Source organism: Sphingomonas sp. JUb134, from assembly GCF_004341505.2.
Lineage (GTDB): Bacteria > Pseudomonadota > Alphaproteobacteria > Sphingomonadales > Sphingomonadaceae > Sphingomonas.
Genome location: NZ_SLYP02000002.1, coordinates 255,646 through 268,770 on the forward strand (window position 1 = coordinate 255,646; position 13,125 = coordinate 268,770).

Sequence of the window (13,125 nt, forward strand, 5' to 3'; positions counted from 1 at the left end):
GTCATGCTCGAACGCATCATTCGGCTGTCGATCCGGCAGCGTTTCGCCGTCCTCGCGATAGCCCTTCTCCTCGCCGCACTAGGCGTCTGGGCATTCGGTCGCCTCAAGATCGACGCCGTGCCGGACATCACCAACGTTCAGGTCCAGATCAACACCGAGGCGCCGGGCTTCTCGCCATTGGAGGCCGAACAGCGCGTCACCTTTCCGGTCGAGACCGCCATCGCCGGCCTGCCGGGGCTGGAATACACCCGCTCGGTCTCGCGCTACGGGCTGAGCCAGGTCACGGTCGTGTTCAAGGACGGGACCGATATCTACTTCGCGCGGCAACTCGTGAACGAGCGGCTGCAAGGCGTCCGCGGCACGCTGCCGGCGAACATCGAACCCGAGCTGGGGCCGATCGCGACCGGCCTGGGCGAGATCTTCATGTATACGGTCGAGGCGCGACCGGGCGCGGTCAACGATGCGGGCAAGCGCTACACGGCGCAGGACCTGCGCACGCTGCATGATTGGGTGGTGCGTCCTCAGCTCCGCACCGTTCCCGGCGTGACGGAAGTCAATTCGGTCGGCGGCTACCGGCGCGAATATGTCGTCGCCCCCTATCCCGAACGGCTCGCCGGCTTCGGCCTGAGCGTGTCGGACCTGGTGGCCGCGCTGGAGAAGAACAACGCCAATGTAGGCGCTGGCTATATCGAGCAATCCGGCTCGCAATATCTGATCCGTGTCCCCGGTCAGGCGGCGAACGAGCGCGACCTGTCAGGCATCATTATCGCCTACCGCCAGAATACCCCGATCCGCGTCGCCGATGTGGCCGATGTCGAAATCGGGTCGGAGCTGCGCAATGGCGCCGCGACCAAGGACGGTCGCGAAGTCGTGCTCGGCACCATCTACATGCTGGTGGGCGAGAACCCGCGCAATGTCAGCGTGGCGGTCGCCGAACGCTTGGAGGCAGTCAACCGGTCCCTGCCGGGCGGGGTCGTGGTCAACACCGTCTATGACCGCTCCAAGCTGGTCGAGGCCACGGTCGGCACCGTCGAGAAGAACCTTGCCGAAGGCGCGCTGCTCGTCATCGTCGTGCTGTTCCTGCTGCTCGGCAACATCCGCGCGGCGCTCATCACCGCAGCCGTCATCCCGCTATCCTTCCTGATGACGATCACCGGCATGGTGGCGTCGGACACGTCGGGTAATCTGATGAGCCTGGGCGCACTCGACTTCGGGCTGATCGTCGATGGCGCGGTCATCATCGTGGAAAATTGCCTGCGCCGGTTCGGCGAAGCGCAGCACCGGCTCGGACGCCTGCTGGAGCGGGAGGAGCGGTTCGATCTGGCCGCGTCGGCCAGTGCGGAGGTCATCCGCCCCAGCCTATTCGGCATCGCCATCATCACCATCGTATACCTGCCGATCTTCGCGCTGGAAGGCGTGGAAGGAAAGACGTTCCACCCGATGGCGTTCACCGTCGTCCTCGCCCTCACGGCCGCGCTGCTTCTGTCGCTCACCTTCGTTCCCGCCGCGGTCGCGACCTTCGTCACCGGCCACGTCGATGAGAAGGAAAACCGCGTGATGCGCGCGGCCGGGCGGGGCTATCGTCCGCTGCTCGATTGGGCGCTGCGGATGCGGGTGGCGGTCGTCGCCGGCGCGGTCGCGCTGGTCGTGGTCAGCGGCTTCGCCGCGACCCGCCTAGGGTCGGAATTCATCCCCAATCTCGATGAAGGTGACATCGCGCTCCACGCGCTTCGTATCCCCGGTACGAGTCTCAGCCAGGCGGTGGCGATGCAATTGGCGCTCGAACGACGCATCAAGCGGTTCCCGGAAGTCGAACAGGTGTTCGCCAAGATCGGCACCGCCGATGTGGCGACCGATCCTGTTCCGCCCTCTGTCGCCGACACGTTCGTCATCATGAAACCTCGGGACCAGTGGCCCGACCCGCGCAAGCCCAAGGCGCAGCTGGTCGCCGAAATGGACGCGGCGGTGCAACAAGTGCCGGGCTCGCGCTATGAGTTCATCCAGCCCATCCAGATGCGGTTCAACGAACTGATCGCGGGCGTCCGGTCGGACGTGGCGATCCGGGTCTATGGCGACGATCTGGAACAACTCGCGGGAGTAGCCGCGAACGTGCTGGCCGTCGTCTCGGGCATCGAAGGATCGCAGGACGCACAAACCGAACAAGTGAGGGGCCTGCCGTTCATTCAGATCCTGCCCGATCGGTTCGCGCTGACCCGGCTTGGCCTCAACATCGCCGACGTGCAGGCCGTGGTTGCGGCAGCGACCGGGGGAACGCAGGCGGGGCAAATCTTCGATGGCGATCGACGCTTCGATATCGTCGTGCGCCTGCCCGAACGGCTGCGCCAGGACCCGTCTGTGCTCCAGCGCCTGCCTATCCCGCTGCCGAACGGCGCGGGGTCGGTGCCGCTATCCGAAGTCGCCACGATCGAGCGCACGACGGGTCCGAACCAGATCAGCCGCGAGGATGGCAAGCGCCGGGCAGTCGTCACCACCAACGTGCGCGGACGCGACCTCGGATCGTTCATCGCCGAGACGCAAGCGCGGATCGGCCGGGAAGTGCCCCTGCCGGCGGGATACTGGATCGACTATGGCGGCACGTTCGAACAGCTTCAGTCCGCATCGACGCGGTTGAAGATCGTCGTTCCGCTCGCGCTGCTGCTGATTTTCGGACTGCTCGTCGCGTTGTTCCGGTCGGCCAAGGACGCGCTCATCGTGTTCTCGGGCGTGCCGCTGGCGCTTACTGGCGGCATTGCTGCGCTGCTGCTGCGTGGCATCCCGTTCTCGATTTCGGCGGGCGTCGGGTTCATCGCGCTGTCGGGCGTGGCGGTCCTGAATGGGCTCGTCATGCTCACCTTCATCCGCCAGCTCCGGGCCGAAGGCGCGGGCCTTGATGACGCGATCCGCGAAGGGGCGCTTACCCGGCTGCGGCCGGTGCTGATGACCGCGCTCGTCGCCAGCCTCGGGTTCGTGCCGATGGCGCTCAACGTCGGGCTCGGCTCCGAAGTGCAGCGGCCGCTGGCGACAGTGGTGATCGGCGGGATCATCTCGTCGACGCTGCTGACGCTGATCGTTCTGCCGGCGCTCTACCGCATGATGCACGGGCGCGAGGAAGCAAAAGCCGCCCGCGCGAGCGCCCTTCCCGTCGTAGACTCAAGCCCGGAGACAAAACCGATATGATGCTGACCAAACCGGCTTGGCGCTTGCCGTCCCGGCCTGCGCTACTTGCGCTCGCATGGATGCTCGTCATGCTCTTCACCTTCGCCACCGGCGCGCAGGCACACGGCATAGAAGAAGGCGACCAGGGCTACGTCCAGGAAGTGAGCGGGGTGCAGTTCATCCCGTTCATGTATCTCGGCGCCAAGCACATGGTCACGGGCTATGACCATCTGCTGTTCTTGTTCGGCGTTGTGTTCTTCCTTTACCGGCTCAAGCACATCGCTACCTATGTGACGCTGTTCGCGATCGGCCACTCGACGACGATGCTGTTCGGCGTGCTGACCGGCGTCACCGCCAACGCCTATGTCATCGACGCGATCATCGGCCTGTCGGTCGTCTACAAGGCGCTCGACAATCTGGGCGCGTTCCGGCGCTGGTTCGGAGTGCAGCCGAACACCAAGGCGGCGACGTTAATCTTCGGCTTCTTCCACGGCTTCGGCCTGGCGACCAAGATCCTCGAGTTCGAGATGTCGCCGGACGGCCTGCTGCCCAATCTGATCGCGTTCAACATCGGCGTCGAGCTGGGCCAGCTGCTCGCCCTGTCGGCGATCCTGATCGCGATGGGATTCTGGCGACGAAGCCGCGGCTTCGCCCGCCACGCCTACACCGCCAATGTGCTGCTGATGACTGCAGGTTTCGTGCTCATCGGCTTCCAACTGACTGGCCTCGCGGTCGCCTGAGGAGAAGTTCCATGTTCAATTCGCAAATGCCCGACCTCTCCGACCTCCCGACGTCGCGCCAGCTCGTCCGCTCGACGCTTGTGGCGTTCGCTGCCGCCGCCGCGATCCTGGTCACGGTCGTACTGCCGTCCGAATACGGTGTCGACCCGACCGGCGTCGGCCGCGTGCTCGACCTGACGGAGATGGGGGAGATCAAGGTCCAGCTCGCGCGGGAAGCCGCGACCGATGCCGCGGCCGACGCAAGCGCGCCGGTCGCTCCGCCTACATCGAGTGCCGCCACCCCGGTCGCGGCAGCGACCGCGGCTCCGGTGCTCGCCAAGGCTGCCGAACCGGCGATGGCAGAGCGGCGGGACGAGATGAGCGTCACCCTCGCGCCGGGCGTGGGCGCGGAGATCAAGGTCGTGGCCGTCAAGGGCGCGCGGATCGGCTTCGAATGGTCCGTGTCCGGCGGCCACGTAAATTACGACACGCACGCCGATGCGCCGGATATCTCCTACCACCGCTACGGCAAGGGTCAGCGGTCTACGGGCGAACGCGGAACCCTCATCGCCGCCTTCGACGGTTCGCACGGCTGGTTCTGGCGCAACCGTTCGGGAGCGCCCGTCACCGTAGTTCTGCGCACTAACGGCGGCTATTCCGCCATTCGCCGTGTCGTATGACGACGACGGGCGAAGCGCGGCGATGGCGATGGCGATCAAGATGGTCGCCTATGGCGGCGTCGCGTTGATGGTCGGCGCTTACGCCGGCCGAGGCAGGCGACGCGCCTCCATCCCGCAACCGGCAATCGCCTGAGGGGAACCATGCTTTATCTTGCAATCAAGGCCCTCATCTCGGGTATCATCATCGCGGCCGTGTCGGAGATCGCGAAGCGCAGTCCCGGCTTCGGCGCGCTGGTCGCAGCGCTGCCGCTGGTCTCGGTGCTCGGCATGATCTGGCTGTGGCGAGACACGCACGATCCAGTTGGCATGGCGGCGCACGCCCGCGCGACCTTCTGGTTCGTGTTGCCGTCGCTGCCGATGTTTCTCCTGATCCCAGCGCTGCTCAACCGGGGGGTGCCGTTCTGGGCCGCGCTGGTCGCAGGCTGTGCGCTTACGATCGCGCTCTACTTCCTCATGGTATGGGCTGCCCCGCGGATCGGGCTACGGCTCTGATGAGCAATCTCCGCCTCGGACGCCCAAATCATTGACGAGCGCGGAAGGTAGGTCCGTGAAAGCACGAAAGAAAGAGGCCATCTCCGGCACGAGAAGAGGGCAGGCCACCGATTGTAGCTGATCTTCGTGCTTTCGCGGACCCGGTGATGGATGCCGGCTAGAAACGGGATGGGGAAGGGAGGACGAGAATCTGCCGCTGGTGCGGGCCGTGCGTTGATCTCGCGCAGCAGCTCCAAGCCGTGGAGACGCAGATCGTCAGTTCCGGCGATCTCGAAATATTGATAACCGGGCCGCTGCTTTTGAGGGCATCGCGTGGAAGGTACGCCAGACAACGCTAAGCGAGAACATTTCAAGAACCGTATGATGGCCGTTACCGCCGGAGGTCGCTAAGCCCCAGTTCTTCCCACATCCATGTAAAGTCATAGGTGCCCATCGGATCGGCGGTGCCCGATTTTGCCGCGCCATTTTCGATATATTTGAGCCAGTCGGCTACCTTTACCCGCCCCGCCTTTGTACAGGCCAGAACGCGTGGCGTCTTGTGGCTGAGGGCTGGGACCGGCTCATCGAGCGTTTTCGTATATTCACGGGTCAGCATATCGTGAACGATGCGCTCCATTTCATGCGGTGGAATATCCAGCGCCTCGTCCTGTGGCGTGCGGGCGGCATCGTCGGCCATAACCTGATCGAGCGTCCGGATTTCGGCCATAGGCGCGCTCACGCAATCACCAAGCCATTCGCCCATCTGGGTAATTGCTCGCTCCGCGCGGGCGGCACTGTTTACCTCGACGATCAGCTTGCGCCCTGCCAGTTCCACATTGGCAAAAACCGGCGTGCCGTCATCCATGGTCGTGACGAAGGCCCGCTTGCCTTTGGTCGCTTGCGGCTTCTTGTTCTTCGTCGCTGGTGCCAGCCAGTTCCAGAAACTGTCGCTGGCAGGTTCCAGCCATTGTGCCGCGTTCAGCCTTCGGATCAGGCTCTTGCCGACCACGCCTTTCGCCAGCGGAAAAACGATACGGTGGAACACCAGGTCATCGCCGTCGGCGTTGACCATATCCGGCGCGCTGCCGGGCATGGCCTTGCCCAGACAGTCGAGCAGCCACATGTTCGTGAACATCGGTCCCGATGCTCCCAGAAGCGCGTCCCGATCGGACGGGTCCAATTCCGCAGTGTCCTGAGTTTCGTCGGCAAGTCGGGAAAATGCATCGACCACTCGCACGGCGCCCTCAGCGCTGAACGGCAACAGCGCTCCGGAAATGCCATGGCGCCCGTTCACGTCGACAACCCTTGCGGCGATCTTGTCCCAGTTGACCAGGGTCTGGGTTGCACCGTGTTCGCGCACCGTCACCGGAGCAACGTCGCGCAGCAGATCGCGCAAGGTCATCGACTGACCAGGCACGACTTCGCTGACCTCATAGAGCGACATGACCGTATCGCGTAACGCGCGCATATAGGCCTTGTTCGGCGCCTTTTCGTTCCAGCCCCGGCGCTTGAGATAGTCATCGACCAGATTGCGACCGTCGGGTTCCAGTTCCTGCGTAAGCAGATCTTCAAAGGCGCAGCCCCATAGCGGCCCTTGCCAGTGATCGCCAATTATCTCGAATATGGCGTCAGGCTCGAGTCCGGTCGCTTCGCTCGCCGGATCGAGATGCGCGGACAGCATTTCGGCCAATGCCTCATCCCATGGCGCGCGATCCGCATATTTCATCAGGCCGGAAAGATCGTGAGCCGATTTCGATCTGGACATTCAGATGGGCCTTTCCACGCCGAGGCGGCGCATTTCTCGATAGATGGTCGATCGGCCGATGCCGAGTTGTCGTGCTGCTTCTGTCGGCGAGATGCTCGCTTCGACCAGTTTGATGGCGGCATGTACCTTGGACATGTCGAGCGGCTGACGGCCGGGCAACTTGCCTTTGGCGCGCGCGGCGGCGATCCCATCCCTGGTTCGCTCGGAGATCAGTCTCCGCTCGAAATGGGCGATGGCCCCGAACACATGGAAGATGAGTTCGCCGGCGGCCGACGATGTGTCGATCTTTTCCTCAAGACTCAGGAGCGCGATGCCCTGGCCGCGTAGCGTCTCGACCGTGGTGAGCAATTCGGCGAGCGAGCGCCCAAGCCGATCGAGGCGGACCACCGCCAGCGTGTCGCCCTTGCGGGCATAGGCGATCAGTTCGGCCAGACCGGGCCGCTCCATGCTCTTGCCCGACATGACGTCGGTGAACACCTTGATCGCGCCGGCCTCCTCCAGACGCATGGTCTGTCCAGCCACGTCCTGATCGCCGGTGCTGACGCGGGCATAACTGTCAGTTTTCGAAGCCAATGTCAGCGAAAGCCGAATGAACGCTTGCTAAGCGGGGCCGGCGTTTGTCACACTCGGCGTCGCTGGTGATCGGAGTCGATGTCAGCAGCTTGCACTTCCCTCGAAGTGGAGGTCGGCAGTTGGCGGAAGCAGCTTCGGACCTGAGCCTCGTTCCCGGGCCGTCATGGCAGGAGGCAGAGCGACGTGCGGCGGTGCTTCGGCCACTGGCGGCGCTGCCGGCCTGTCCCCGCGAGCAGGCCCGCGCAGCCGCAGTCGTCTTGGGCGTGTCCGAGCGTCAGGTTTACCGCTTGCTCCGAAAATGCCGCGAGGGCGGCGGTACGGTAACCACGCTGGTCAGCAGCGGATCGGATGGCGGGCGCGGCAAGAGGCGGATCGAGGAGCGCCGCGAGGCCCTGATCCGCGATGCCGTAGCCGAACTGTACCTGACGCCGCAGCGGCTGTCGGCCGAGAAGATCGTGGTCGAGGTTCGCCGGCGCGCCCGCGACCAGCATGTGCGCCCGCCATCGGCGAGTACCGTCCGGCGCAGGATCGCGGCTTTGTCGCAGGAAGAGCGGCGTAGACGCGGTGACGTGGCTGTTCCGGAAGCGGTGCTGGGATCGACCGTGACCGCCCAGGCGCCGCTCGACGTGGTGCAGATAGACCATACGCCAGTGGACCTCATCCTGGTCGATCCGATCGAGCGCCGCCCGATCGGCCGCCCCTGGGTGACGGTCGCAATCGACGTGTTCAGCCGCTGCATCGCCGGCCTCCTCGTGACGCTGGAAGCACCGTCCGCTACCAGCGTCGGGCTGTGCCTGGCGCATGTCGCGTCGGACAAGCGGTCGTGGCTGACAGCTATCGGGGTCGATGCGGACTGGCCGGTGATGGGACGCCCCCGGCAGATCGGCGTGGACAATGCCGCCGAGTTCCACTCCGAAGCTCTGGAACGCGGCTGCGCCCAGCACGACATCACGATCGACTGGCGACCATTCGGGCGACCGCAGGTCGGTGGTGTCGTGGAACGGGTGATCGGCACGCTGATGGAGTTGGTGCATGGCCTGCCCGGCACGACCTTCTCCAACGTCATGCAGCGTGGACGCTACGACAGCGACAAGGCCGCGTGCCTGACGCTCGCCGAGCTGGAACGATGGTTGGCCGTCGCCATCGCCAAGCTCTACCATCTGCGTCCCCATGCCGGGTTGGACGGCGAAGCCCCATTACAACGCTATCAGGAAGGCGTGCGCGCCCTTGCCACCGAAGGACTGGCACCGCCGTCGCCGCGTGATCCGCGCGCGTTCCTGATCGACTTTCTGCCTGTGGTCCGGCGGACCTTGCGGCGCGACGGGGTAGTGATCGACCACATCCACTATTTTTCGGATGCGCTGAAGCCCTGGATTGAACGGGACGGACCACCCCGGCGCATACTCATCCGCCGCGATCCCCGCGACCTCAGCCGCATCTATGTCCACGACCCCGACGACGGTGGCTATCTCGAAGTCGGCTACCGTGAACTTTCCCGGCCACCCGTCTCGCTATGGGAACACCGTCTCGCCCGATCCCGCCTGCGTCGCCAACGGCAAAGTGAGATAGACGAAGGCATACTGTTCGCCGGGATCGAGGAGATGCGTGAGATCGAGGTCCAAGCGCGAACCGCGACGCGCACGACCCGGCGCAATCAGGCCCGCCGGCTTGGGCTGCGTGTCATCACCGATCCCGCCCCACGGTTGAGCGAACCTGCTTCGCCTTGGCCTGTGCGAGCGGTCGATGGCACGGCATCATCCGAGCCTTTCGATGTAGAGGAGTGGTGAGCATGATGGGCGAGCCGGATCATCTCTCGCCCGCTGCCCGCCCTATCGCCGACCTGCCATCGTCGGAGCGCCTGGCGCATATGCACGGCCAATGGTGGATCGCTCATCCCCACGCGGAAGCGGCCCTGGCGCGGCTCGACGACGCCTTCCGATTTGGGCCAGGCCGCGTCCGGCCGCCCAACCTGCTGATCGTGGGGCCGACTAATAACGGCAAGAGCATGATCGCCGAGAAGTTTCGGCGCCTGCATCCGCCGTCACCAAGTTCGTGCGGCCAGCGCGAAGTCGTGCCGGTCGTGGTGATGCAGATGCCGACCGAACCAAGCGTCCGACGCTTCTACGGTGCGATCCTGACGGCGCTCAACGCGCCAGTGTCGTTCAACCTCCCCGGCGAACGTCTCGAACGCTATGCACTCGACCTTCTGCGCGCGGTCGAGGTGCGGGTGCTGATCGTGGACGAGCTGCACAACCTGCTCGCCGGCACGCACCGTCGCCGCGCCGAATTCCTGAACATGCTCCGCTTTCTCGGCAACACGCTCCGCATCCCGATCGTCGGCCTGGGCACCAAACAGGCTCAGATCGCGGTGCGCAGCGATGACCAGCTTGAGAACCGCTTCGAGCCGATCCCGCTACCGGCATGGCAGGACGACGGTGTGTTCGCGCGCCTCCTCGCCAGTTTCGAGCGCGCGTTGCCTTTGCGCGAACGATCGGCGTTGGCGGACGCTCCTGAAATACGCAGTATGGTGCTGCGCCGGTCGACCGGCCTGATCGGCGAGGTCGCGGCCTTGCTCACTGCCGCGACGGTTCATGCGCTGCTGCATGGACGCGAACGGATCGACCGCGTGATGCTTGAAGGGTGCGACTTTCGTGGGCCGGACGAACGGCGCGCCCTGTTCGAAGCGTCCTTCCCCCGTGTTCGATGAAGTCGAGCTGATGGGCGACCTACCGCGCCCGCGCTGGCCGCTGCATCCGCAACCGCGTCCGTTGGAGAGGCTGGACACTTACGTCCGCAGACTGGCCGACACCTACGGCATGGGTGTAGCGACCTTCTGTCGATATGGCCTTGGCTGCAATGTCGGCGATCTTGACCGCTGCGCGGACGATCCGCCCCAAGCCTTGCTGGAACGCCTGTCGAGCGGCACCGGTCAGTCGATCCGCCGGCTCCGCAACATGACCGACGCCCGTTGCCATGCTCGAACCAAGGTGGCGGCGCGCTGGGTAATCCGCTGCGATCCAGAAATCGTCCACAAAATGCGGTTCAGATTTTCTGGACACGGCGGGTTTGTGGACAGTATTTAGAGACGGTCGGCGCCCGATTTTGCGAGCGCCGGCCCGCTTGTCCACAAACCGACCGTTTGGGAGACGCACGGGATGGGCGATATTCTGGGTTATGCCCGCGTCAGCACCGGCGATCAGGACGTGGCTGGACAGACCATGCGTCTGGAGGAGGCCGGCGCGATCAAGGTGTTCACCGACGTCATGTCGGGCAAGAGCATGGAGCGGCCCGGTCTGGCCGAACTGATCGCCTATGCCCGCAAGGGCGACACGCTGGCGGTGGTCCGCCTCGATCGGCTTGGGCGCTCGCTCGCCGAATTGCTCACCACGGTCGAGACGCTACGCGGCCAGGGCATCGCGCTCCTGAGTCTTGAGGAAAAGATCGACACATCGTCGGCCGCCGGCGAACTCATCTTCCATGTGTTCGGGGCCATCGCCCATTTCGAGCGGAGACTGATCTCCGAGCGAACCAGGGATGGGATCGCCGCCGCGCGCGCCAAAGGCAAGTTGCCCGGCCGTCAGCCGCTCGACATGTCCAAGGTACATGCCGCCATCAAACTGGTCGAAGCGAGCATCTCGCCGACAGAAGCAGCACGACAACTCGGCATCGGCCGATCGACCATCTATCGAGAAATGCGCCGCCTCGGCGTGGAAAGGCCCATCTGAATGTCCAGATCGAAATCGGCTCACGATCTTTCCGGCCTGATGAAATATGCGGATCGCGCGCCATGGGATGAGGCATTGGCCGAAATGCTGTCCGCGCATCTCGATCCGGCGAGCGAAGCGACCGGACTCGAGCCTGACGCCATATTCGAGATAATTGGCGATCACTGGCAAGGGCCGCTATGGGGCTGCGCCTTTGAAGATCTGCTTACGCAGGAACTGGAACCCGACGGTCGCAATCTGGTCGATGACTATCTCAAGCGCCGGGGCTGGAACGAAAAGGCGCCGAACAAGGCCTATATGCGCGCGTTACGCGATACGGTCATGTCGCTCTATGAGGTCAGCGAAGTCGTGCCTGGTCAGTCGATGACCTTGCGCGATCTGCTGCGCGACGTTGCTCCGGTGACGGTGCGCGAACACGGTGCAACCCAGACCCTGGTCAACTGGGACAAGATCGCCGCAAGGGTTGTCGACGTGAACGGGCGCCATGGCATTTCCGGAGCGCTGTTGCCGTTCAGCGCTGAGGGCGCCGTGCGAGTGGTCGATGCATTTTCCCGACTTGCCGACGAAACTCAGGACACTGCGGAATTGGACCCGTCCGATCGGGACGCGCTTCTGGGAGCATCGGGACCGATGTTCACGAACATGTGGCTGCTCGACTGTCTGGGCAAGGCCATGCCCGGCAGCGCGCCGGATATGGTCAACGCCGACGGCGATGACCTGGTGTTCCACCGTATCGTTTTTCCGCTGGCGAAAGGCGTGGTCGGCAAGAGCCTGATCCGAAGGCTGAACGCGGCACAATGGCTGGAACCTGCCAGCGACAGTTTCTGGAACTGGCTGGCACCAGCGACGAAGAACAAGAAGCCGCAAGCGACCAAAGGCAAGCGGGCCTTCGTCACGACCATGGATGACGGCACGCCGGTTTTTGCCAATGTGGAACTGGCAGGGCGCAAGCTGATCGTCGAGGTAAACAGTGCCGCCCGCGCGGAGCGAGCAATTACCCAGATGGGCGAATGGCTTGGTGATTGCGTGAGCGCGCCTATGGCCGAAATCCGGACGCTCGATCAGGTTATGGCCGACGATGCCGCCCGCACGCCACAGGACGAGGCGCTGGATATTCCACCGCATGAAATGGAGCGCATCGTTCACGATATGCTGACCCGTGAATATACGAAAACGCTCGATGAGCCGGTCCCAGCCCTCAGCCACAAGACGCCACGCGTTCTGGCCTGTACAAAGGCGGGGCGGGTAAAGGTAGCCGACTGGCTCAAATATATCGAAAATGGCGCGGCAAAATCGGGCACCGCCGATCCGATGGGCACCTATGACTTTACATGGATGTGGGAAGAACTGGGGCTTAGCGACCTCCGGCGGTAACGGCCATCATACGGTTCTTGAAATGTTCTCGCTTAGCGTTGTCTGGCGTACTGAGCTGCCCCCTTCTGAGTGGTCCATCGACTATGACAGTCTGGATCGAGGAAGGGACGACGAATGCCTGCGAAGAAGCACAAGCCCGAGGAGATCATCGGGAAGCTGCGTGAGGTTGAGATCATGCTGGGCCAGGGCGGCACGACCGCGGAGGCGTGCCGGCGGATCGCGGTCAGCGAGCAGACTTACTATCGCTGGCGCAAGGAATATGGTGGTCTGAAGACGGATCAGGCTCGCCGGATGAAGGACCTGGAGAAGGAGAACCTGCGGCTGCGCCGCGCGATCTCGGACCTGACGCTGGACAAGCTCATCCTGCAGGAGGCCGCCCGGGGAAACTTCTGAGCCCTGCGCGGCGTCGGCGCTGTATCGACCAGGTGAAAGAGGTGCTGGACGTATCCGAGCGACGCGTATGCCGCGTGCTCGGCCAACACCGGTCGACGCAGCGCAAGATGCCGTGCGGGGCAGATGACGAGCAAGCGCTGACCGAAGACATCGTCGCGCTGGCCAAGCAGTACGGCCGATACGGCTACCGCCGGGTGACCGCATTGCTGCACGCGGCGGGTTGGTCAGTGAACCACATGGCGTAATCAGGAGCGGTGCTCGTTGGGATA

The 13,125-nt window shown here is 64.2% G+C and carries 12 protein-coding genes and 1 pseudogene; 11 read left to right on the forward strand and 2 right to left on the reverse strand.

The features are described from left to right. Positions 1–3: 3 nt before the first annotated feature. From EDF69_RS17485 to EDF69_RS17505, 5 genes are all read left to right on the forward strand, one after another. Positions 4–3,177: an efflux RND transporter permease subunit gene (locus tag EDF69_RS17485; protein ID WP_132884509.1), complete on the forward strand. Its 3,174-nt coding sequence runs from the start codon at positions 4–6 to the stop codon at positions 3,175–3,177. A 68-nt stretch (positions 3,178–3,245) separates the two neighbouring features. Further along, complete coding sequence (locus tag EDF69_RS17490) at positions 3,246–3,896, forward strand: HupE/UreJ family protein (RefSeq protein ID WP_239556237.1); 651 nt, start codon at positions 3,246–3,248, stop codon at positions 3,894–3,896. Between the two features lie 11 nt (positions 3,897–3,907). After that, positions 3,908–4,555 carry a transmembrane anchor protein gene (locus tag EDF69_RS17495; RefSeq protein WP_132884511.1) on the forward strand — a complete coding sequence of 216 codons (648 nt, stop codon included), beginning with the start codon at positions 3,908–3,910 and terminating at the stop codon, positions 4,553–4,555. Further along, entirely contained in the window at positions 4,545–4,688 is a 144-nt protein-coding gene (locus EDF69_RS17500; RefSeq protein WP_165890086.1) for a hypothetical protein, read from the forward strand. Before EDF69_RS17495 ends, EDF69_RS17500 begins: the two co-directional genes overlap by 11 nt. An 8-nt stretch (positions 4,689–4,696) precedes the next feature. Further along, a complete protein-coding gene (locus tag EDF69_RS17505; protein WP_132884512.1) occupies positions 4,697–5,047 on the forward strand; it encodes a DUF3147 family protein in 351 nt (116 codons plus the stop codon). Between the two features lie 370 nt (positions 5,048–5,417). Here EDF69_RS17505 and EDF69_RS17510 read toward each other — a convergent pair whose 3' ends face one another. Next, positions 5,418–6,791 carry a hypothetical protein gene (locus tag EDF69_RS17510; protein ID WP_062734668.1) on the reverse strand — a complete coding sequence of 458 codons (1,374 nt, stop codon included), beginning with the start codon at positions 6,789–6,791 and terminating at the stop codon, positions 5,418–5,420. Then, positions 6,792–7,364 carry a recombinase family protein gene (locus EDF69_RS17515; RefSeq protein ID WP_204991461.1) on the reverse strand — a complete coding sequence of 191 codons (573 nt, stop codon included), beginning with the start codon at positions 7,362–7,364 and terminating at the stop codon, positions 6,792–6,794. It abuts the gene before it with no gap. 119 nt (positions 7,365–7,483) lie between these two features. Here EDF69_RS17515 and EDF69_RS17520 point away from each other — a divergent pair, with 119 nt between their 5' ends. The 6 genes and pseudogenes from EDF69_RS17520 to EDF69_RS17545 all read left to right on the forward strand — a co-directional run. After that, on the forward strand, positions 7,484–9,151 hold the full coding sequence (locus EDF69_RS17520) for a Mu transposase C-terminal domain-containing protein (protein WP_165890091.1): 1,668 nt from the start codon (positions 7,484–7,486) through the stop codon (positions 9,149–9,151). Between the two features lie 80 nt (positions 9,152–9,231). Then, a complete protein-coding gene (locus EDF69_RS17525; RefSeq protein WP_239556241.1) occupies positions 9,232–10,071 on the forward strand; it encodes a TniB family NTP-binding protein in 840 nt (279 codons plus the stop codon). Further along, positions 10,061–10,447: a TniQ family protein gene (locus EDF69_RS17530; protein ID WP_021245551.1), complete on the forward strand. Its 387-nt coding sequence runs from the start codon at positions 10,061–10,063 to the stop codon at positions 10,445–10,447. The genes EDF69_RS17525 and EDF69_RS17530 overlap by 11 nt, the downstream gene beginning before the upstream one ends. Positions 10,448–10,519: 72 nt before the next feature. Then, positions 10,520–11,089 (forward strand): recombinase family protein, encoded by a 570-nt coding sequence (locus tag EDF69_RS17535; RefSeq protein ID WP_013849886.1) that lies wholly within the window; start codon positions 10,520–10,522, stop codon positions 11,087–11,089. Continuing rightward, positions 11,090–12,463 (forward strand): hypothetical protein, encoded by a 1,374-nt coding sequence (locus tag EDF69_RS17540; RefSeq protein WP_062734668.1) that lies wholly within the window; start codon positions 11,090–11,092, stop codon positions 12,461–12,463. A gap of 114 nt (positions 12,464–12,577) precedes the next feature. Next, a pseudogene (locus tag EDF69_RS17545) lies at positions 12,578–13,089 on the forward strand (transposase); the annotation flags it as partial. Between the last annotated feature and the right edge of the window lie 36 nt (positions 13,090–13,125).

Bases quoted from the DNA above. Each gene is read 5' to 3' on its own strand.
- EDF69_RS17495 (WP_132884511.1), top strand. From the start codon at position 3,908: ATGTTCAATTCGCAAATGCCCGACCTCTCCGACCTCCCGACGTCGCGC.
- EDF69_RS17505 (WP_132884512.1), top strand. From the start codon at position 4,697: ATGCTTTATCTTGCAATCAAGGCCCTCATCTCGGGTATCATCATCGCG.
- EDF69_RS17490 (WP_239556237.1), top strand. From the start codon at position 3,246: ATGCTCTTCACCTTCGCCACCGGCGCGCAGGCACACGGCATAGAAGAA.
- EDF69_RS17485 (WP_132884509.1), top strand. From the start codon at position 4: ATGCTCGAACGCATCATTCGGCTGTCGATCCGGCAGCGTTTCGCCGTC.
- EDF69_RS17510 (WP_062734668.1), bottom strand. From the start codon at position 6,791: ATGTCCAGATCGAAATCGGCTCACGATCTTTCCGGCCTGATGAAATAT.
- EDF69_RS17540 (WP_062734668.1), top strand. From the start codon at position 11,090: ATGTCCAGATCGAAATCGGCTCACGATCTTTCCGGCCTGATGAAATAT.
- EDF69_RS17535 (WP_013849886.1), top strand. From the start codon at position 10,520: ATGGGCGATATTCTGGGTTATGCCCGCGTCAGCACCGGCGATCAGGAC.
- EDF69_RS17525 (WP_239556241.1), top strand. From the start codon at position 9,232: ATGCACGGCCAATGGTGGATCGCTCATCCCCACGCGGAAGCGGCCCTG.